Source organism: Mycobacterium sp. IDUB_1 (assembly GCF_055419625.1).
In genome coordinates this window covers 639,368-659,602 of sequence record NZ_JBVAYA010000002.1, presented here as the reverse complement: position 1 = coordinate 659,602, position 20,235 = coordinate 639,368, and the positions used below count along the sequence as shown (strand labels likewise).

Here is a 20,235-nt window from a genome sequence, read left to right as displayed (position 1 = left end):
CGGCCTAGGCCAACAGGCCGTCCACGAGCGCCGTGGGCGAACCGAACCGGTGCGCGGTGACCGAGACCGCCTGTTCGCGCAGGAACGTCAGCATCTCGACCCGCCCCGCTTCGACCACCGGTTGTGCGTACAGCGCGATGTCGGCCCTGCCGTCGCTGGCTGCGGCGAACGCTTCACGCGTGCCCCCCAGGAGCCGGACGCGGGCAGGAGCTTGGTCAATACTCTTACTGCGCAACCTCGTTCGCCAGGCGTCGGCGTCCTCGGCGCGACAGGTCACGCCGTGGGCGTGCAGCAGCCCGGCCACCGCCGGCTCCAGCGGCGAAGGGGTCGAGACGGTGACATGGCTGCGCGCCAGCACACCTGCAGCGACGACGCGCAGCAGCGCCACGGTCGAGTCGTCTTCCGCGCGCACCGTCACCGGCACGGGCCGATAGCGCAGGACGTTCTTCTCTGCCGCAAGACCTGTCACGTCGCGGGCCACACCGAACTCCTGCTCCCAGGCCAGCGCATCGGAAGCCAGGGACCGTTGCAGGACATCGCGGTTCACACCGAGATCTGCTGCAGCACTCAGGAAGTCGTCCAACACAGGCGTCAGAGCCGTGCCGCGTGTCGCGGGTGCGGTCTGCCAGTCGGTCAGCCCGATCAGGTAGTTCGGCCCGCCGGCCTTGGTGCCGGCGCCGACCGCGGACTTCTTCCACCCGCCGAACGGTTGCCGTCGCACGATCGCACCGACCGTCGACCGGTTGACGTAGGCATTGCCGGCCTCGACCGTGTCGATCCAGCGTTCGATCTCGGCACGGTCGAGGGAATGCAGTCCGGCGGTCAGACCGTAGTCCACCTCGTTCTGGATGGCAATCGCCTCGTCCAGGTCGGCGGCTTCCATGAGACCCAGTACGGGACCGAAGTATTCGGTCAGGTGATATTCCGAGCCACGACGCACCCCGGTCTTCACCCCGGGCGACCAGAGCCGGCCGGTGTCGTCGAGCCGGCGCGGCTCGACGAGCCACTGCTCCCCCGGACCCAGAGTGGTCAAGGCGTGCAACAGTTTTCCATCAGCAGGCTCGATCACCGGACCCATCTGCGCGGTGGGGTCAGAGGGGTACCCGACCGTCAGCGAGGTGACCGCGTCGACGAGCTGATTACGCAACCGCGCGGAGTTCGCGGTGGAGCCGACCAGGATCGCCAACGATGCGGCCGAGCACTTCTGGCCGGCATGGCCGAACGCCGAGGCCACCAGATCCTTGACGGCCAAGTCGATGTCGGCATGCGGGGTGATCACCATCGCGTTCTTGCCGCTGGTCTCGGCGAGCAGCGGCAGCTCCGGCCGCAGCCGACGGAACAGGGCCGCCGTGTCGAACGCACCCGTGAGGATCAACCGACCGACCCGCGGATCGGAGACCAACTGCGAACCGAGTTCGCTCTCGTCGACGTGGACGAGCTGCAGCACGTCGCGCGGGACGCCGGCGTCCCACAGCGCCTGCACCATCACCGATCCGCACCGGCGCGCCTGCGTGGCCGGCTTGATGATCACCGCGCTACCGGCCGCCAGCGCCGCCAACGTCGAGCCTGCCGGGATCGCGACCGGGAAGTTCCACGGCGGCGTCACGACGGTCAGTCCGACCGGGACAGCGGTGGCGCCGTCGACGTCGTCGAGGGTTTCGGCAAGGTGGGCATAGTAATTCGCGAAGTCGATGGCCTCTGAGACCTCCGGATCGCCCTGGTCGAGGGTCTTGCCGGTCTCGGCGGCCATCACCTCGAGCAGCCGCGCGCGGGCGGCTTCCAGGGTGCCGGCGGCACGCCGCAGGATCGCCGCCCGGTGTGCACCCGACTGCGCCGACCATGCACTGCCGGCGGCGACACCGTCGGCGATCACCGTCTCGAGGTGATCGGCACCGGTCACCGTGTGCTCGTCGACCAGCGCCAGCCCAGCCGCGGACTGCGCGATCCGCTCGGTGATCGCCCGGCCCCAGGCCCGGTTGCCCGGCAGCGAGGGATCGGTGTCGGCGACGTTGGCGAACACCGGGTGCACCGCCCCCTCCGGGTCGTCGGTGCGGCGGTCCTGACGGCGATTGGGCAGTGGCACCTGAGTGTCGAGGGCGGCCAACGAGGCCACGAACCGGTCCCTCTCCCGCTCGTACAGGGACCGCTCGTCGTGCAGGTCGAACACCGCCGACATGAAATTCTCCTGGCTCGCGCCTTCTTCGAGCCGTCGCACCAGGTAGGCGATCGCGGCGTCGAAGTCCTTCGGGTGCACCACCGGCACGTACAGCAGCAGGCCCCCGACGGTGCGGCGGACCGCTTCGGCCTGAGCTTCGGCCATGCCCAGCAGCATCTCGAAGTCGATGCGGTCCCGGACCCCGCGCCGCCCTGCCAGCACCCACGCGTAGGCGATGTCGAACAGGTTGTGGCCGGCCACCCCGATGCGCACGTTCGCCGCATGCTCGGGGTGCAGGGCGTAGTCGAGGACCCGCTTGTAGTTGGTGTCGGTGTCTTGCTTGGTGGGCCACGTCGCCACGGCCCACCCGTGCAGGTCGGCCTCCACGTGTTCCATCGGCAGGTTGGCGCCCTTCACCAGACGAACCTTGATGCCTGCCCCGCCGCGCTGTCGGCGGGCACTGGCCCAGTCCTGCAGCCGCATCATCGCCGAGAGGGCGTCGGGCAGATAGGCCTGCAGCACGATCCCCGCCTCGAGATGCAGGAGTTCGGGACGGTCCAGCAACCGGGTGAACACCGCGATCGTCATCTCGAGGTCGCGGTACTCCTCCATGTCGAGGTTGATGAACTTCGACGTCGGCGAGGTGGCCGCGAGCGTGAACAGCGGAAGCAGGCTGCGTTCGACGTGGTCGACCGCCTCGTCGAACGCCCACGGGGAATGAGGCGGCACGGTTGCCGAGACCTTGATCGAGACGTAGTCGACGTCTGGACGCGCGAGAAGTCGTTCGGTGCCGTCGAGGCGGCGCTGCGCTTCTCCCTGGCCGAGAACCGCTTCACCCAGCAGGTTGATGTTGAGCCTCACCCCGCGGTCGCGGATGCGGGCGATGGACGGGCCGAGGCGCCGGTCGGTGGCGTCGACGAGCAGGTGGCCGACCATCTCCCGCAACGCCCTGCGAGCGATCGGGATGACCAGTCCGGGGACGACGAGCGACAGTGCCGCGCCCAGCGAGATCAGGCGGCGCAGGTGCCACGGCAGGAAGCCCGGGGCGCTGCGCGCGAGATCGCGGAGGTTGGCGGCTGCGACGCGGTGGTCGTCGGGGCGGATCACCCGGTCGACGAAGCCGACGGTGAAGTCGAGCCCGGCGGGGTCGCGGAGCACGTCGGCGAGCCGGCGGGCCGCCGCGGTGTCCCGCCGCCCTGCGGCATCGTCGAGCCAGCCGCGGACGAGGGTCTCGACGTCGGTCAGCACGTCGGCGTCACGGTCGATGAGTGTCATGTCTCCATGATCCCGGCCGACGAAGCCTAAAATAAAGCGATGATTTGTGAAGGTAAAGCGTAAGCAGAAGTGACTATTCGGCGCCCGGATCTGCTCGACACCCGCCGCTTGCGCCTGCTGCGGGAGCTGAGTGTGCGCGGCACCATCGCCGGCGTCGCCGAGGCGCTGCACCAGAGTCCGTCGTCGGTGTCCCAAGCCCTCGCCCGGCTGGAGCACGACGTCGGGGTGCCCCTGCTGGAGAAGGTCGGCCGGCGGGTGCGGCTCACCCCGGCCGCCGAAGTGCTCGTCGAGCACACCGCGGCGATCCTGGACCGGCTCGAGCTGGCTGCGAGCGAGGTCGCGGCGCGCAGTGGCGAGGCCTCCGGGACGGTGCGTCTCGCCGTGTTCCAGTCCGCCGCCTCGGCGTTCATGCCGCAGATGCTCACGGAGCTGGCGTCCCGTCATCCGCGTCTGCGTGTGACGATGTCGCAGCGCGAACCGGAACAGGCGCTCTACGAGACGTGGCTGCGGGAGTTCGATCTGGTGATCGCCGAGGAGTACCCCGGGCACGCGGCGCGGGTCTATCCCGACCTGGATCGCGAGCCGCTGACGTCTGATCTACTTCGGCTCGCCGTGCCCACGACCGGTGAGCGGTGGGAGCGGGTGCGCACCGTGGCCGACGCGGCCGAGCTGCCCTGGACCATGGAACCTGCCGGCACCGCATCCCGGCACTGGGCCGAACAGCTGTGCCGCCGAGCCGGATTCGAGCCCGACGTCCGCTTCGAGACCGACGACCTGGAAGCGCAGATCGCGCTGATCGAGAGCGGGAACGCGGTGGCGATCCTGCCGGATCTGATGCGGGTGCGACGCCGCCCGGACGTCCGCGTCATCGACGTCGACGCCCGCCGGCGCACCGTGTTCACCGCGACCAGGACCACGCTCAGCCGCACCCCGGCGATCCGCGCCTGCCGCGAGGCACTCGCCTCGGTCGCGCCGGCAGAGCTCACGCTTTCTTGACCGCGATTTTCTTCCGCGAGCAGACGCGAACTCGCGCACTTTCGGCGTGGCGCGCGCGAGTTCGCGTCTGTTCGCCACAGGGACCTGAGCCCCGGGAGCTCGCGGCAGGACGTCAGGCGAGCCGGGCGGCCGCGGCGGTGATCCGCTCGTCGGTCGCCGTCAACGCCACCCGCACGTGCCGGGTGCCGCGGGGGCCGTAGAACTCGCCGGGTGCGACGAGGATGCCGCGCTCGGCCAGCCACGCGACCGTGTCGCGGCCCGGCTCGTCGCGGGTGGCCCACAGGTAGAGCCCCGCCTCGGAGTGGTCGACCGTGAATCCGGCCGAGCGCAGCGCCGGCAGCAGCAACCCGCGCCGGTGCTCGTAGCGGGCACGCTGCTCAGCCTCGTGCGCGTCGTCGTCCAGCGCGGCCACCATCGCGGCCTGCACCGGCGTCGGCACCATCATCCCGGCATGCTTGCGCACCGCGAGCAGCTCGGCGACCACCGCCGGATCGCCGGCGACGAAACCGGCGCGATAGCCGGCCAGCGACGACGTCTTCGACAGCGAATGGATGGCCAGCAACCCGGTGTGGTCACCGTCGCAGACGTCGGGATGCAGCACCGACAGCGGCGCCGCGTCCCAACTCAACCCGAGGTAGCACTCGTCGGAGGCGATCAGAACGCCGCGTTCGCGCGCCCAGCCGACGACCTTGCGCAGATGCTCGACGCCGAGCACCTTCCCGGTCGGGTTACTGGGCGAGTTCAGGAACACCAGCGCGGGAACCTGCGGCCCCAGCTGCGTCAGCGAGTCGGCCCGGACCACAGCCGCGCCGGCCAGAAGGGAGCCGACCTCGTAGGTGGGGTAGGCCAATTCGGGCACGACGACGGTGTCGGAGGGACCGATACCGAGCAGGGTCGGCAGCCACGCGATCAGTTCTTTGGTGCCGATCACCGGGAGCACCGCGGCGGGGTCGAGCCCGGTGACGCCGTACCGCCGGGCGAGCGCCGCGACCGCCGATTCGCGCAGCGCGGCCGTGCCCGCGGTGGTCGGGTAGCCGGGCGCCGCGCTGGCGGCCGCGAGTGCCTCGCGGATGATCGGAGCAACCGGGTCGACGGGCGTGCCCACCGAGAGGTCGACGATGCCGTCGGGATGGGCGCGCGCGGCCGCGGTGACGTCGGCGAGGGTGTCCCACGGGAACACCGGTAACGACGCCGAACGGCGACGGGCGGCGAGGTCAGGCACGGGACCGGGTCCCGCCGTTGAGGTCAGTCCTCACCCTGCGGCGGCAGGTCCTTGACCGCCTGCGGATCGTTGTCGGTCTGGCCGACCTTGGATGCGCCGCCGGGCGAGCCCAGCTCGCTGAAGAAGTCGGCGTTGACCTGCGTGTAGCTGCTCCACTGGTCCGGCACATCGTCTTCGTAGTAGATGGCCTCGACCGGGCACACCGGCTCGCAGGCGCCGCAGTCGACGCACTCGTCGGGGTGGATGTACAGCATCCGGGCGCCCTCGTAGATGCAATCGACAGGGCATTCCTCGATGCATGCCTTGTCTTTGACGTCGACGCAGGGCTCGGCAATCGTGTACGTCACGAACTTCTCCTAAGTCCTCTCGAACTACCTGTCCGGTGGGCTGTTCCCGGTAGGCGCGCTGGTCGGCGCGACCGGCTCAGCAAGTATCCCTGCCGATGGTTGGCCGCGCGTGTCAGTGTGCCCTAACTTCGCCGAACACCCGTAGGGGTTCCGCGTGGTTACTGATACTAAACGTCGCAGATACCACGCGCGTGGGACCTCCGCGATTGTCGACGCGACGTGTCGGGAATGTATTCGGACCGCGGTCCGTTTCAGCGGATGTCGCCGTCGGACCGTCCGACGCATGTCCGGAAGGAACTCCCATGACCAGCTCTGTTGCCACCGCCCTGCCGACCGGTACCTGGGCGATCGATCCCGTCCACTCCTCGGTCAACTTCTCGGTACGCCACCTCGTCGTGAGCAAGGTCCGCGGCGGATTCGACACCTTCAGCGGGACGATCACCGTCGCCGAGGACGGCACCCCGTCCGTGCAGGCCGAGATCGCAGTCGACTCCGTGAACACCCGCAACGAGCAGCGTGACGCGCACCTGAAGGCCGCCGACTTCTTCGACGTGGAGAACCACCCCGTCGCCACCTTCGCCTCGACCTCGGTGCGTGAGGCCGGCGACCACTACGTACTCGAGGGAAACTTCACCCTCAAGGGCATCACCAAGCCGATCTCACTGGACCTCGAGTTCAACGGGGTGAACCCCGGCATGGGACACGGCGAGGTCGCCGGTTTCGAGGCGTCAGTCGTGCTGAACCGCAAGGACTTCGGCATCGACATCGACATGCCGCTGGAGACGGGCGGCGCCGTGGTCGGTGACAAGGTCACGATCACGCTGGAGATCGAGGCGCTCAAGCAGGCCTGACGTTCGCGGGCCGCATCGCCTGAGGCGATGCGGCCCGCTCAGTCACCGGGTGATGGCTTCTTTCAGCCCGGCCGAGACTGCCTTCTTCGCGACCTTGCGACCCTTGTGGCGCTTGCCCGACGAGGCGCGCCGACGGCGCAGCAGCAACACCGCGACGACGACGGCGCCGACGGCTGCCGCGAGCGCGACCACGGACGTCTCCGGTGCGTTCTCGGTCACGGCGTGCTTCACCTCGCCGGCCTTGTCCTGCACGGAATCGGCGACCTCCGAGGCCTTTTCGCCGGCCGCCTGCGTCACGTCGTCGACCTTCTGCTTCGCTCCAGCCTCGACCCGATCGGCCGCGCCATCGGCGCGCAGATCGTCATTCCCGGTCGCCTCGCCCACCGCTTCCTGCGCGCGGCCTGCCATCTCCTGAGCCTTGTCGGTCAGCTCTCCCATGATCACTCCTTCGATTTCACGTTGTCACCTGTGAGACGGCGGCGAACAGCGAAACCGAACGGCTGGGGATCCGTGACGTCCGACACAACGGTCAGCGATGGGTCACGCGGGTGACGCGCATCGACGGCACATGGCCCGCGTCTCCCGGTTGGTCCGGGAAGTCGAAGACACCGAGGATGAGCATCATCGGATAGTCCGGCGCCTGGGTGCAGGTTCTCGTCACCTCACCGTCGATGGTGAACTCCACCGATCCGGGGCGCCAGTGGGCGGCGTAGGTGTGGGACCGGGTGATGTCGATGTCGCGGCGCTCTGCCGAGAAGTCTTCCCGCAGTGCGGGATCGCGAAATCGATGAATACCCTGCCCCACCTGCGCGGTACCGCCCTCGATCGTGTCGCCGAAGACCTCCATCAGGCAGATCTCCCCGCACCTGTCCGCGCGGTCCTCCAGCCCCACCATCCAGGCCGAGAACATCGATCGCGCACCGAGATCCGCGGTGCACGTGACCGCGATCGACCCGAAATGCGGGGTGAAGCCGAGCACCGTCGGCTGCTGCTCGCGCACCACCAGGTCGTCCCGGAACGGTTGCGGCGCATCGGTCGACCCCACCGGCCCTGATCGATTCGCACTCTGGATCGCCGACACCCGCAGTGGCGTCTCGTGCAGATCAGGACACCACAGCGGGTGATCGAAGGGAACCGACAGTGTCAGGCCGTCATCGCCCACCGTGTAGGCGGCCGCCGCCGCGGCTCGCGAACTCCACGCGGGAAGGTAGGACGCCGTCCACACATCGGGATCGAGGACAGCGAACCGTTCGTCGAAGCCCATGGCGCGGACTCTAGCGACTATTCGTTGACGAGGCCCCACTTCGCCTCGGTGCCGACGTGCCCGATGCGGACCACCTGCACGGTCGTCGCCACCCCGATCACCACCGCGAGCACCGCCACACCGATCGCGATTCCCTTGTGCGGCGTGTCCGAACGCCCGGCACGCACGTGCAGCACCGCGATCGCGATCGCCATCACCAGCAGCGCGATCGAGAAGTAGATCATCGTCTCGCCGCGCTCCTCGTGCAGTTCCAGGATCGGGCTGTGCGAGTCCTCCCGGTTGTACAGCCATTCTCCGGCCGACGTGGTCAGTGGGGTGAGCACCAGGTTCACCGCGGCCAGCACCACTACTAACCACACGAAACGTGTTCGCGCCCAAGGTAATAGCGCGCAGAGTATGCCGAGACCGGCAGTGAGCGGGGCGAGGACGACGATGGCATGGACGAGAAGAGCATGCGCGGGCAGCCCGGCAATGGTGGACACGAGTTCTCCCTAAGGGGTCAGGATCGAATGACTGATGTCACCGATCTGGTCGATCGTCAACGTCAACTGATCACCGGGTCGCAACCAGTGGCCCGTCTCCATGCCGGATCCACCCGGCAAGGTTCCCATGGCGAACAGCTCTCCGGGAAAGAGTCTTTCGTCCCGAGATGCGTGAGCGAGCATGTCGCCCAGCGTCCATTGCATTCCGCTGCTGAACACCGTCGACACGGTCGCGCCGTTCACGGTCACCGATCCGGTCAGTTCGTGGATGTGAGGCAGGATCTCCTCCGCACTCACCGCGAGCACCGACATCGAGGAGGTGAAGTGTTTGGCCTTCTGCGGCCCCAGTCCGGTCGCCATCTCACTACGTTGTACGTCACGGGCGCTGAAATCGTTCACCACGACGAAAGCTCCGATGGCCTCGACGGCTTCCGCGGGCTGGGCGTTGTGGAGCGGTGCGCGCAAGACGAAGCCGACTTCCAGCTCGAAATCCAGTGCGCGCGAATAGGACGGAACGCTGATCGGCGTGCCGCTGGGCACGAAGGTCAGATGGTTGGACATGTAGTAGATCGGCTGACGGTAGAACAGCGGCTTGGGCTTGAACGCGGGGAACGGGCGGCGGGTCAGCTTCTCCACCGTTCCTGCGGCGCGGGATTGGCCAGGATGGAAGCGGCGCACCAGACCGCGCGCCGCATCGATGGCGTGCCGTTCGTAGAGCATGAAGTCGCGAAACGACGCGGGCTGGACAGGCAGGACGTGGCCCGAGAGCTGGTGGTGGTCGCGCGCCATCGAGAGTTCCCACTCGCGGTCGAACACCTGACCGCCCAGGGCATCGGTGTCAGGTGCGGCCTGCCATGTGCCGTCGTCGCCGAGCGCTTGCACCTCGATGCGTCCGTCGACCAGCATGCGCTGCAGCTTCACAGTGAAGGTGATACCAGCTGCAGCTGTGAATTGCGGTGGGACGTGCGCACTCGTCACGATCGAGTGCGCGCGCAGCGCCCACCTTTCGCGGCGTGTCGAGAGACAAACACGCTCGCTCGCCGGACAGGGGCTAGGCCGCCAGCGGGGTGTAGTCGGTCGAGCGTTGGCGGGCCGGGCGGCCGATGCCGTCGGCGATGGCGACCAGTTCGGCAACGGTCTTGGCGCTGCCGTTCTCCGAGCCCGCCATCCGGGAGATCGTCTCCTCCATCAGCGTGCCGCCCAGATCGTTGGCGCCGCCGTTGAGCATGACCTGGGTGCGCTCGACGCCGAGCTTGACCCAGCTGGTCTGGATGCTCGGGATGCGACCGTGGAGCATGATCCGCGCCAACGCGTGGACGGCCCGGTTGTCTCGGTGCGTGGGCCCCGGTCGCGCCCCACCCGCCAAATACAAGGGCGAGGACTGGTGCACGAACGGCAGCGGGACGAACTCAGTGAAGCCACCGGTGCGGTCCTGGATGTCGCGCAGCACGTTGAGATGGCCGACCCAGTGTCGCGGCGTGTCGACGTGGCCGTACATCATCGTCGACGACGACCGCAGCCCGACCTCGTGGGCGGTCGTGACGACCTCGATCCACATCGAGGTCGGTAGTTTGCCCTTCGTCAGCACCCACCGCACCTCGTCGTCGAGGATCTCGGCCGCGGTGCCGGGGATGGACCCGAGGCCGGCTTCGCGCAGCGCGGTCAGCCACTCCCGGATCGACGTACCGCTGCGGGTGACACCGTTGGCGATCTCCATCGGGCTGAACGCGTGCACATGCATCGAGGGCACCCGCGCCTTGACCGCGCGCACCAGATCGGCGTAGCCGGTGACGGGCAGTTCGGGATCGATGCCGCCCTGCATGCACACCTCGGTCGCCCCCGCCACGTGCGCCTCCCACGCCCGGTCGGCCACCTCGGCCGTCGACAGCGAGAACGCGTCCGCATCGCCTTTGCGTTGCGCGAACGCGCAGAACCGGCAGCCGGTGTAGCAGATGTTCGTGAAGTTGATGTTCCGGTTGACCACATAGGTCACGTCGTCACCGACGACGTCACGGCGCAGCGAATCTGCCAGTGCGGCAACGGCATCCAGGGCCGGCCCGTCTGCGGTGGCCAGGGCCAGGTACTCGTCGTCGGAGCATCCGGCCGGGTCTCGCTCCGCGGAGCGCAGCGCGGCCAGCACATCGGTGTCGATCCGCTCGGGGGCCCGGGCGGCGAGCTCGTGCACCTTCTCCCGGATCGACTCCCAGTCGCCGAACGCCGACCCGAGGTCGCTGCGGGTTTCGGTCAGGCGCCCTTCGGAATCGATCGCGCTGTGCAGATCGATTCGGCCGAGGGATTCGGTGGCCTCGTCGGGTTCCTGCCACGGCCGCCCGACCGGGTCGACGTCCAGGGCGTAGCCGGTGTCGGGATCCGCCAGCGCGTTGACATGACTCATCACGCGAGGGTCGATCCAGGCCGCCCCGGCCTGCACGTACTGCGGCTGGGCAGTCAACCGCTGCACCAGGTCATAGCCGGCTTCGGCGGTCACCTCAGCAAGCTCGTCGAGCGCGGGCCACGGCCGCTCGGGGTTCACGTGATCGGGAGTCACCGGCGAGACGCCACCCCAGTCGTCGACGCCGGCGGCGATCAGCGACAGACACTCCGACCGCGAGACGAGGTTGGGCGGGGCCTGGATTCGTACCTTGGGCCCCATCACCAGCCGCGTCACCGCGATCGTTGCCAGGAAGTCCTCCAGGCCGGCGTCGGGAACGGCCGCCATCGCGGTGTGGTCCTTCGCGCGGAAGTTCTGCACGATGACTTCCTGGACGTGCCCGAACTCCTTGTGCGAGCGTCGGATCGCGTGGATCGTCTCGGCCCGCTCGGTCAGCGTCTCCCCGATACCGACCAGCAGCCCGGTGGTGAACGGGATCGACAGACGGCCGGCGTCGTCGAGGGTGCGCAGCCGCACCGCGGGGTCTTTGTCGGGACTGCCGTAGTGCGCCAGCCCCTTGGTCTCGAACAGCCGTCGCGACGTCGTCTCCAGCATCATGCCCATCGACGGCGCCACCGGCTTGAGCCGCGAGAGTTCCGACCACGACATCACCCCGGGATTCAGATGCGGCAGCAGCCCCGTCTCCTCCAGCACCCGGATCGCCATCGCCCGCACGTAATCAAGCGTCGAGTCGTAACCGCGTTCGTCCAGCCACTGCCGCGCCTCGTCCCACCGCGCCTCCGGCCGGTCACCGAGGGTGAACAGTGCTTCCTTGCAACCCATTTCGGCACCGGCCCGCGCGACCGCCAGGATCTCGTCGGGCTCCATGTACATGCCCTTGCCCTCGGCTCGAAGCCGTCCGGGCACGGTGACGAACGTGCAGTAGTGGCACGTGTCGCGGCACAGGTGGGTGACCGGGATGAACACCTTGCGCGAATACGACACCGGCAGCCGGCCCGCAACACCCCGCCGGCCCGCCGCCTCCAGACCCGCGTCCCGCACCCTCGCCGCAGACGCCATCAAGTCGGCCAGATCCGCACCGCGAGCCGTCATAGCGACCGCGGCTTCCTCGACGTTCAGCGTCACACCGTCACGGGCACGCCGCAGTACCCGCCGGACCGCCGCCGCAGAGGGCGGTGTCGCGGGCGACGGCAAGCTGGGGTCGGGCAGATCGGTGCCGCGCTGGGAGTTCAGAGCCACTTCCCCATAACCCCGGCGTCGACGCGGATCATCCGCGCGTCTCACATTCTGAAACCACAGCGCCTGGCATAGGGGCCACAGTAGTCAACGGCGGTTGGTCCCGGGGCTCGCCCCGGCCCGTTCCGACGCTGCCCGCCGCCTTGTGAGGAGCCAGCCGGCGGGGAGCGCCCCGACGGCGATGAGCAGGATCGACGCGTACTCCATCAACCCCACTCCGCCGAACACGATGTCGTCGCCGGGACCACCGAACGTGCACAGCAGCACGGTTGCGAGCCACGCCCACAGCGGCGCGGCCGCCAGCCGCGTCGACGACGTCCACTGCAAGGCCACCCAGACCAGGGCGACGTTGATCGCTCCGCTGAGCACGGCACTGATCGGGACGGGGACGCCACCCACCCGCAGCGGCAGGAAGAAGACGGCCATCGACGCCGAGAGCACGCCATCGACGGCCAGGACGGCGAGCACGACCCAGCGCAGCCGGTCCGACGCCGGCATCGCGGTCGACGTCAGGTCGGGATGCTGTCGATCACGGACACCAGCGAGCCGATGACCCACTGGAAGTTGTCGAGGCGGTCCTGCCAGTGCTGCAGGTTGGGATCGAGATCCGGATCCATGAGCTTCCCTTCCGCGCGTCGGGCAGACCAGCGCAGCGTACCCCGTCCTGCGACGGCTCACTCCAGACTCAGCCCAGCGAGCAGGTCGGTCTCCCACCCACGCTCGTCGCGCTCCCCCGCCTCGCCGGAGACCAGCACGTAATGCTCGACCGCGGGCACCGGGAGGGCGATGTTGTTCGACAGCGCCATTGCAGTGCCGTCGGGTGCGACCTGGACCTGGGTCGCGTGCGCGCGCAGCGCGGCCACCTTGGCGGGCAGGTGCGCGCTGACGTCGAGCGCGGCATCGATGGTGTCGTCGTCGAACCCGATGAGCGGCAGCGCGCCGGCGTCGAGGGTGACCCAGTGCTCCGGAAGTCCGGACAGCCCGGCGAGCCCGTCACGAATCGCGTTCTGCGACATGACGTTCCAGTAAACCTTGGGCACCCGCCACTGCGCCGCGGCGACCCCGGCGATGGCGATCCGGTGAGCGTGGATGTGGTCGGGGTGGCCGTAACCGCCCTGCGGGTCGTAGGTGACCACGACGTGCGGGCGCAGGTCGTCGATCACCGCTGCGACCGCGGCGGTCTGCTCGTCGATGTCGCCGTCGACGAAGCGTTGCCGATGCCGGGCGGGCGTGCCCGCCATGCCGGAGTCCCGCCACCGGCCGGCGCCGCCGAGGTAGCGGGGACGGTCGACCCCGAGCGCGCTGAGCGCGGCGGTCAGCTCACCGATGCGGTAGCCGCCGAGCTGGTCGGCCGCGTCGACGGCCAGCTGCGCCCACTCCTGCCCGATCACCTCGCCCTCCTCACCCAACGTGCAGGTCAGGACGTGGACCTGCGCGCCGCGGGCGCAGTAGTGGGCGATCGTGCCGCCGGTGGTGAGGGTTTCGTCGTCGGGGTGGGCGTGGACGAACAGCAGCCGCGGCGTCTCCATGCGCTCAGCTTGCCCGCTCGTCTGCCGGTCATCGACTCCAGGTGTGGCTTAGATTCGCCTCGTGTCTCGCCGCATGATCGAGTTCGGCTGCGCGATCGTCGTGATCGGCCTGCTCGCCGGCGTCGCGGGAGCTGCGACGACGTTGATACTGCACGCTGTCGAGCACCTCACCTACCGCTACAGCTTCGGGACGCTGCTCGCCGGCGTCGAGAACAGCGGCGACTGGCGCCGCGCGCTGGGTCCGATGATCGGCGGCGCGCTGGCGGGCACGGGCTGGTGGCTGTTGCGGCGCCGCGGCTCCGTGCCCGGCCTGTCCGCAGTGCTCGCCGGGGAGCAACCCGTGCGGCGGTTGGCGCTGACGGGCGACGCCGCACTGCAGGTGCTGCTCGTCGGATCGGGGGCATCTCTGGGGCGGGAAGGTGCGCCCCGTCAGCTCGCCGTGGCGTGGGGGGATCTCGGTACCTCGCGGTGGACACTGACCGCCGAGGACCGCCGCATCCTGCTCGCGTGCGCGGCGGGCGCAGGGTTGGGCGCGGTGTACAGCGTGCCGCTGGGCGGCGCGTTGTTCGCGACGCGAATCCTGTTGGGCACCTGGCATCCTCGCGCGGTCGGCACCGCGCTCATCACGTCCAGCCTGGCGGTCGCCGTCGCGGCGCCGGTCACGCACCTGGAGCATCCGCTGACCTGGCCGGCCGCGAGTCTCTCTCCGCTGCTGGCTCTGCTCGCCGTGGCGCTGGCCCCGCTCGCAGTGGCCGTCGGGTGGGCATTCACGCGGGTGACCGCTTCCCGGCCCGCGGCGGTGTCGCCGGCCTTGGTCCCTGCGATCGCCGCGGCCGGACTCCTCACCGGGGTGTGCTCGATCTGGCTCCCGGTGCTACCCGGCAACGGTCGCAGCGTGCTCGAGGTCAGCGTCGACAGCGGCCTCACGATCGGCGCCGCCGCGGCCATCCTGGTGCTCAAACCGCTGCTGTCGGCGGCGTTTCTGCGCGCCGGGGCCGTCGGCGGACTGCTGACCCCGGCGCTGGCGACGGGAGCGGCGGCCGGTTCGGTGGTGGCGCTGGGCCTCAACTCCGTGGCCGGGACCTCGCTGCACGTGCCCGCGGTGTCGCTGATGTGCGCGGCCGGTGTGCTGGCGATCACGCAACGCTCGCCGTTGTTCGCCGCCCTGTTCGTGTGGGAGCTGGCACGCCCGCCGGTGTGGCTGCTGGCGGTGTTCGCGCTAGCGGCGTTCACCGCGTACGGCCTGACTCGGCTGCGTCGGGTCAGTTGCTCATGACTACTGGGGCAGCTTGAGCCACTGCCCGGCGTCGCCGACGATGCCGACCGGCACGGCGCCGGTGAGGCTGACCCCCTGCACGCTGGGCCCAGCGGCAACGATCGTGGTGTCCTGCAGGATCGGCAGCACGGTGGCCATGTCCCACAGCCGCGGTTCGACGTCGTCGATCACCTCGCCGATGTCGGCGGTGCCCTGCAGGGCGGCGTCGATCCGGGGCTGGATCGTCCGATCGCAGACGCCGGTGATGTTGCTCGGAGCCTGAACGAGCTGGCCGGTCTCCGGCGCGGGCACGGGCGTGGTGGCTGTGGTCGGCTGGGCAGTGGTCGTCGGTGACGGCGTCGGAGAGGACGAGCTCGGTGCAGTCGAAGCAGGTGTGGTCGGGACGGCCGTCGCCTCCAGCGCGGGACATCCGAATCGCGATGCCAGCGCGGTTGCGAGATCGCCCCCGGCCTGATGCCAGCCGACGACGGCGTCGACCGTGTTGTCGGTCAGCGCCTCGCCGTAGAGCGTCACCGGGTCGAGTGCCGACACCGACGCCGCGATCCCGACACTGCGCAGCTGGTCGGCCGCGGTGTTGGCGACCGCCACCGATGTCGGGTCGTTGGCGGCCACGCCGAGGACGAACGTCAGCGGCTCGCCGTCCTTGACCAGCTGGCCGCGACCGTTCTCCGGCGGCGCCGGGCTCGACGTCGGTGTCGGAGTCGGAGTCGGGGTCTCGATCTGGTAGCCGGCAGTCCCGAGCAGCGCCATCGCCTCATCGCGCGTCATGGCGGGAGGAGCCGTCGGCACATAACCCGGGTCCGACGGCGAGCGGACCTGCGCCTGCGCCAGCGTCACGGTGTTGTCGTCACCGGCTCCGACCGCTGCCAGCAGATCGACGTCGAGGAGGCCGAGGACGGCCTTGCGCACCTGCGTGTCCGCGAGCGCGGGCCGTTGCGCCCGCAGTGTCAACTGCATGACGCGCGGGGTGACGATCCGGGCGGTCCGCACGTCGGGGATCGCCGAGAGCTGCGCGAACACCGCGGATCCGCCGTGCACCTGCGCCACCTGGGTGTCTCCGTTGCGGATCGAGTCGGCCAGCGCGGCAGGCGCGCCACCGCGGCGGAACAGGATGAGGTCGGGGACGGCGGGTTTGCCCCAGTAGCGGTCGTTGCGCGCCAGCAGGATCTCGTCGCGCTGCGGGTCGATGCTCTCGACGCGGAACTGCCCGCCCGTCACCGGAAGCGCCTGCGCGAGCCCCGCGGAGAACCCGCCGGGCACGTCCTTGACGATGTGCGCGGGCAGGATGTTGTGGAACAGCTCGCGCCACGCCGGGTAGGGCTGCGAGAACGTGACCACCGCGGTCTTGCCGCCTTCGACGGACTGCACCCCGGTGATGAGGTCGTAGCCGGCCGGGTCCACCGTTCCCGGCTCGCTGACCATCTGCCGCCAGAGGTACCAGAAGTCGTCGGCGCCGATCGGCGCATTGTCCGTCCACTGCGCCTCGGGACGGACCTTGTAGGTGACGGTGAAGGGGTCCTGATTGGTCACCTCGGCCGACTCCAGCAGCGTGGGGTCCATCTCCCAGCGCGAGCCGGTCGGGGTGCGGGAATCGGGGATCGGCCGGAAGGTGCTCGGCAGCACCAGCGAACTGATCGCCGCGTTGACGGGCGACTGGTCGGACACCATGTGGGCGTTGAAGCCGGGACCGATCGAGTCGATCGCCATGATGATCTGCGTCGCCTTCGTCGGCGGCGGCGCCGTGGACTTCGTGGTGTCGGTGCTCTGCGGCGCGGGCGGCGGGCTCACCGTGCAGCCCGACACCGCCACCATCACGGCCGCCGCGCAGCAGAGAACTCGGCGGGCGATCGGCACGCTGTACAGGGTAGCGACGGGCTTGCCCTACACCCCGGCCTGTTGGTTGGACTGCTTGGCCCGTGCTTTCGCCCGCGCCCGCAGCGAGGCGGTCAACTCCACTTTGCGCACCCGCACGATCTCCGGCGTCACCTCGACGCACTCGTCCTCGGCGCAGAACTCCATCGCCTTCTCGAGGTCGAGTTCCAGCGGGCGGGCCAGCGTCTCCATCACGTCGGCCGTCGAGGACCGCATGTTGGTGAGCTTCTTCTCCCGGGTGATGTTGATGTCGAGGTCCTCGGCGCGCGGGTTGATGCCGACGACCTGGCCCTCGTAGGTCTCCTGCCCGGGCTCCACGAAGAATTGCCCGCGGTCGGCGAGCTGGATCATCGCGAACGGCGTGATCTGGCCGGACCGGTCGGACACCAGCGAACCGGTGTGGCGCGCGCGGATCTCCCCGGCCCAGGGTCGGTAACCGTCGAACACGGCGTTGGCGATGCCGGTGCCGCGGGTCAGGGTCAGGAAGTCGGTGCGGAACCCGATCAGTCCGCGGCTGGGAACGATGAAGTCCATGCGCACCCAGCCCGCCGCATGGTTGGCCATGTCTTCCATGCGGCCCTTGCGGGCGGCCATGAGCTGGGTGACAGCGCCGACGAACTCCTCGGGGCAGTCGATCGTCATCGCTTCGAACGGCTCGTGCAGCTTGCCGTCGATCGTCTGGGTGACCACCTGCGGCTTGCCGACCGTCAGCTCGAAGCCCTCCCGGCGCATCTGCTCGACGAGCACCGCGAGCGCGAGCTCGCCACGGCCCTGCACCTCCCAGGCATCGGGGCGGCCGATGTCGACGACCTTGATCGACACGTTGCCGACCAGTTCGGAGTCGAGCCGGTTCTTGACCATGCGGGCGGTCAGCTTGTGTCCGGAGACCTTGCCCGCCAGGGGCGAGGTGTTGGTGCCGACGGTCACCGAGATGGCGGGTTCGTCGACGGTGATGCGCGGCAGTGCGTGCGCGTGGTCGGGGTCGGCGAGGGTGTCGCCGATCATGATCTCGGGCATGCCCGCGACCGCGACGATGTCGCCGGCGACGGCTTCGTCGGTGGCGGTACGTTCCACACCTTCGGTGACCAGCAGCTCGGTGATCTTGGCATTCGTGATGACAGGGTGGCCGTCGACCTCACGCATCCAGGCCACCTGCTGGCCCTTGCGGATGCGGCCCTTGTAGATGCGGATCAGTGCGAGACGGCCCAGGAACGCTGATGCGTCGAGGTTCGTGACGAGCGCCTGCAGCGGTGCTTCCGGATCGCCCTGTGGCGGCGGAATGTGCTCCAGCAGCACGTCGAACAGTGGGTCGAGGTTGTCCCCGTCGGGGTTCTGCCCGTTTGCGGGTTCCGTGGTGCTGGCGATACCGGCACGCCCCGAGGCGTAGAGGACAGGCAACCCGAGCGCGAACTCGGCTGCCGTCTGCGCTTCGGCGTCGAGGTCCGAGGCGACGTCGAGCAGCAGGTCGTGGCTTTCCGAGACGACCTCGGCGATCCGGGCGTCGGGCCGGTCGGTCTTGTTGACGACGACGATCACCGGCAGGTGCGCGGCCAACGCCTTGCGCAACACGAAACGCGTCTGCGGCAGCGGGCCCTCGGATGCGTCGACCAGCAGCAGGACACCGTCGACCATGGACAAGCCGCGTTCCACCTCGCCGCCGAAGTCGGCGTGGCCTGGTGTGTCGATCACATTGATGACGGTCATCGACCCGTCGGGGTGGTGGCGGTGCACCGCGGTGTTCTTCGCCAGGATCGTGATGCCCTTTTCCTTCTCCAGGTCACCGGAGTCCATCAGGCGTTCGATCGCGTCGTCACCGCGGTGGGTCAGCGCCCCGGATTGACGGAGCATCGCGTCGACCAGGGTGGTCTTGCCGTGGTCGACGTGGGCCACAATGGCGACGTTGCGGAAGTCGGGGCGTGCAGTCACGCCCGTGATTGTCGCAGTGTCGTGCACCGATCGCGAAAACGAGAGATACCCGTCACGTGGCCAGCAAGCTCACCGACCTCACCCCGAAGAAGAAGTGTTGCCGCAGCAAGCCGCGCTGCAAGCGGTGTCCGGTGGTGCTGCACAAGGTCGACAAAGCCCAGCGCAACGGGCTGCGTGGCAAGGAATTGCAGAAGGTGTTCAAGCGGGCCCGCAAGGCCTGATCAGGAGCCGCGAATCGGCGTACCGTGGGGTGATCCGTCAGCTTCGTGGAGGTTGGCCATCATGACGTACGAAGTCCTCACCGTTGCCCTGATCATCGCGCTCGCGACATTGGCCGCGCTGGCGATCTATCTGGGCCTGATGAACTGGATCGGCGCGCTCTACATGGTGCGGTGCACGGCCTGTCACCATCTGGCGTTCAGTTCGCGCCGCGATCCGCGGCTGTCGTGTCCGCACTGTGAGCACCCGTCGCTGCTGCACCCGATCTACGCGGTACGCCACCGCGATGCCCCGGTGCGCGTTCTCGACGACCGGCTGCGGTTCTAGCGCGGCACGTCGGGCGGGCTGATGCTGCGCGGCGTCAGCCCCCGCGAGCGCACGTGCGTCGCGATTTCGCCCAGGCTGGTCGTCCACACATCCGCGTGCCCGGCGACGTAGCCGATCAGGTCGTCGAGTTCTTCTGCCCGCGAGGGCCTTCCGCTGAGGAAGGGATGGTTGGTCAGCACCCAGCAGCCACCGACACGGCGCAGCGCGTCGAACTCGAGTTGCCACAATTCCCGTGCCTTGCGGGGTGATTCGATGAGTCCGCTGCCGGACACGTCGGGCAGGTAGCAGTACTGTTCCCAGTCGTCGAGCGCCCACTGGATCGGGATCTCCACGAGCTGCCCGTCGGCCCCGACCGCGAGTTCGTAGGGGTGATCGGCGTCCATGAGGCTGGAGTCGTAGAGGAACCCACGTTCGAGCAGCAGGGCCGGGGTGCGCCACGACAGGTCCCACATCGGCGCCCGGTATCCCACCGGCCTGATCCCGGCCACGTCGGCCAGCGCGGCCAATCCGCGGTCCAGAGCGTCGATCTCGCCCTCGAGGGACAGCTGCGTGGGTTGCTCGTGCAGGTAGCCATGATGGGCGACCTCGTGACCGGCCGCGACGATCGCGCGGACTGCCTGCGGGTAGCGGTCGGCGGTGTGGCCGGGCACGAAGAACGTCGACGCGATCTGATGACGCTCCAGCAGCGCCAGGATGCGCGGCACACCGACGAGCGGACCGTAGGCCTGGTGACTCATCACGCTCATCCGCGCGCCGACCGACTGCCAGTCGCCCGACGAATTCCACAGCACCGCGGATTCGGCATCCAGGTCGAACGTGAACGCCGCCGCCGCGACTTTGCCGCGCGGCCAGTCGAATTCGGTCAT

Annotated in this window: 18 protein-coding genes; 5 read left to right on the top strand and 13 right to left on the bottom strand. The window is 69.1% G+C overall.

Translation table 11 applies throughout. The features are described 5' to 3' along the window. Positions 1–4 precede the first annotated feature (4 nt). Complete coding sequence (locus ACZYYX_RS16215; protein WP_463815555.1) at positions 5–3,430, bottom strand: bifunctional proline dehydrogenase/L-glutamate gamma-semialdehyde dehydrogenase; 3,426 nt, start codon at positions 3,428–3,430, stop codon at positions 5–7. 69 nt (positions 3,431–3,499) lie between these two features. Here ACZYYX_RS16215 and ACZYYX_RS16210 point away from each other — a divergent pair, with 69 nt between their 5' ends. Next, positions 3,500–4,426, top strand: a complete 927-nt coding sequence (locus ACZYYX_RS16210) for a LysR substrate-binding domain-containing protein (protein WP_463815554.1) — start codon at positions 3,500–3,502, stop codon at positions 4,424–4,426. 112 nt (positions 4,427–4,538) lie between these two features. On the opposite strand, the gene dapC is transcribed toward ACZYYX_RS16210, so the two are convergent. Together dapC and fdxA are read right to left on the bottom strand one after the other, a co-directional pair. Then, positions 4,539–5,648, bottom strand: a complete 1,110-nt coding sequence (gene dapC, locus ACZYYX_RS16205) for a succinyldiaminopimelate transaminase (protein ID WP_463815553.1) — start codon at positions 5,646–5,648, stop codon at positions 4,539–4,541. Positions 5,649–5,671: 23 nt separating this feature from the next. Beyond that, positions 5,672–5,995, bottom strand: a complete 324-nt coding sequence (gene fdxA / locus ACZYYX_RS16200) for a ferredoxin (RefSeq protein WP_463815552.1) — start codon at positions 5,993–5,995, stop codon at positions 5,672–5,674. A 302-nt stretch (positions 5,996–6,297) separates the two neighbouring features. Here fdxA and ACZYYX_RS16195 point away from each other — a divergent pair, with 302 nt between their 5' ends. Beyond that, positions 6,298–6,846 (top strand): YceI family protein, encoded by a 549-nt coding sequence (locus tag ACZYYX_RS16195; protein WP_463815551.1) that lies wholly within the window; start codon positions 6,298–6,300, stop codon positions 6,844–6,846. 42 nt (positions 6,847–6,888) lie between these two features. On the opposite strand, the gene ACZYYX_RS16190 is transcribed toward ACZYYX_RS16195, so the two are convergent. The 7 genes from ACZYYX_RS16190 to mshB form a co-directional block, all read right to left on the bottom strand. Next, complete coding sequence (locus ACZYYX_RS16190) at positions 6,889–7,284, bottom strand: CsbD family protein (RefSeq protein WP_463815550.1); 396 nt, start codon at positions 7,282–7,284, stop codon at positions 6,889–6,891. A 91-nt stretch (positions 7,285–7,375) separates the two neighbouring features. Next, positions 7,376–8,110: a glycoside hydrolase family 16 protein gene (locus ACZYYX_RS16185; protein WP_463815548.1), complete on the bottom strand. Its 735-nt coding sequence runs from the start codon at positions 8,108–8,110 to the stop codon at positions 7,376–7,378. A 17-nt stretch (positions 8,111–8,127) separates the two neighbouring features. After that, positions 8,128–8,592, bottom strand: coding sequence for a DUF2231 domain-containing protein (locus ACZYYX_RS16180; protein ID WP_463815547.1), 465 nt, complete (start codon positions 8,590–8,592; stop codon positions 8,128–8,130). 9 nt (positions 8,593–8,601) lie between these two features. Next, positions 8,602–9,513, bottom strand: a complete 912-nt coding sequence (locus ACZYYX_RS16175) for a fumarylacetoacetate hydrolase family protein (protein ID WP_463815545.1) — start codon at positions 9,511–9,513, stop codon at positions 8,602–8,604. Positions 9,514–9,643: 130 nt separating this feature from the next. Then, on the bottom strand, positions 9,644–12,223 hold the full coding sequence (locus ACZYYX_RS16170; RefSeq protein WP_463815544.1) for a bifunctional FO biosynthesis protein CofGH: 2,580 nt from the start codon (positions 12,221–12,223) through the stop codon (positions 9,644–9,646). An 84-nt stretch (positions 12,224–12,307) separates the two neighbouring features. Then, positions 12,308–12,778 carry a hypothetical protein gene (locus ACZYYX_RS16165; RefSeq protein WP_463815543.1) on the bottom strand — a complete coding sequence of 157 codons (471 nt, stop codon included), beginning with the start codon at positions 12,776–12,778 and terminating at the stop codon, positions 12,308–12,310. A 116-nt stretch (positions 12,779–12,894) separates the two neighbouring features. Next, on the bottom strand, positions 12,895–13,749 hold the full coding sequence (gene mshB / locus ACZYYX_RS16160) for an N-acetyl-1-D-myo-inositol-2-amino-2-deoxy-alpha-D-glucopyranoside deacetylase (protein ID WP_463815542.1): 855 nt from the start codon (positions 13,747–13,749) through the stop codon (positions 12,895–12,897). 61 nt (positions 13,750–13,810) lie between these two features. Here mshB and ACZYYX_RS16155 point away from each other — a divergent pair, with 61 nt between their 5' ends. After that, positions 13,811–15,025, top strand: a complete 1,215-nt coding sequence (locus tag ACZYYX_RS16155; protein ID WP_463815541.1) for a chloride channel protein — start codon at positions 13,811–13,813, stop codon at positions 15,023–15,025. Here ACZYYX_RS16155 and ACZYYX_RS16150 read toward each other — a convergent pair whose 3' ends face one another. Continuing rightward, a complete protein-coding gene (locus ACZYYX_RS16150) occupies positions 15,026–16,837 on the bottom strand; it encodes an ABC transporter family substrate-binding protein (protein ID WP_463815825.1) in 1,812 nt (603 codons plus the stop codon). 69 nt (positions 16,838–16,906) lie between these two features. Then, a complete protein-coding gene (gene typA, locus ACZYYX_RS16145; protein ID WP_463815540.1) occupies positions 16,907–18,823 on the bottom strand; it encodes a translational GTPase TypA in 1,917 nt (638 codons plus the stop codon). 56 nt (positions 18,824–18,879) lie between these two features. Between typA and ACZYYX_RS16140 the strand changes: the two genes are divergently transcribed. Further along, positions 18,880–19,044 carry a hypothetical protein gene (locus ACZYYX_RS16140; RefSeq protein ID WP_463815539.1) on the top strand — a complete coding sequence of 55 codons (165 nt, stop codon included), beginning with the start codon at positions 18,880–18,882 and terminating at the stop codon, positions 19,042–19,044. Positions 19,045–19,102: 58 nt separating this feature from the next. After that, positions 19,103–19,369 (top strand): hypothetical protein, encoded by a 267-nt coding sequence (locus ACZYYX_RS16135; protein ID WP_463815824.1) that lies wholly within the window; start codon positions 19,103–19,105, stop codon positions 19,367–19,369. On the opposite strand, the gene ACZYYX_RS16130 is transcribed toward ACZYYX_RS16135, so the two are convergent. Continuing rightward, positions 19,366–20,235 carry a polysaccharide deacetylase family protein gene (locus ACZYYX_RS16130; protein ID WP_463815537.1) on the bottom strand — a complete coding sequence of 290 codons (870 nt, stop codon included), beginning with the start codon at positions 20,233–20,235 and terminating at the stop codon, positions 19,366–19,368. The two genes, ACZYYX_RS16135 and ACZYYX_RS16130, sit on opposite strands and share 4 nt — an antisense overlap.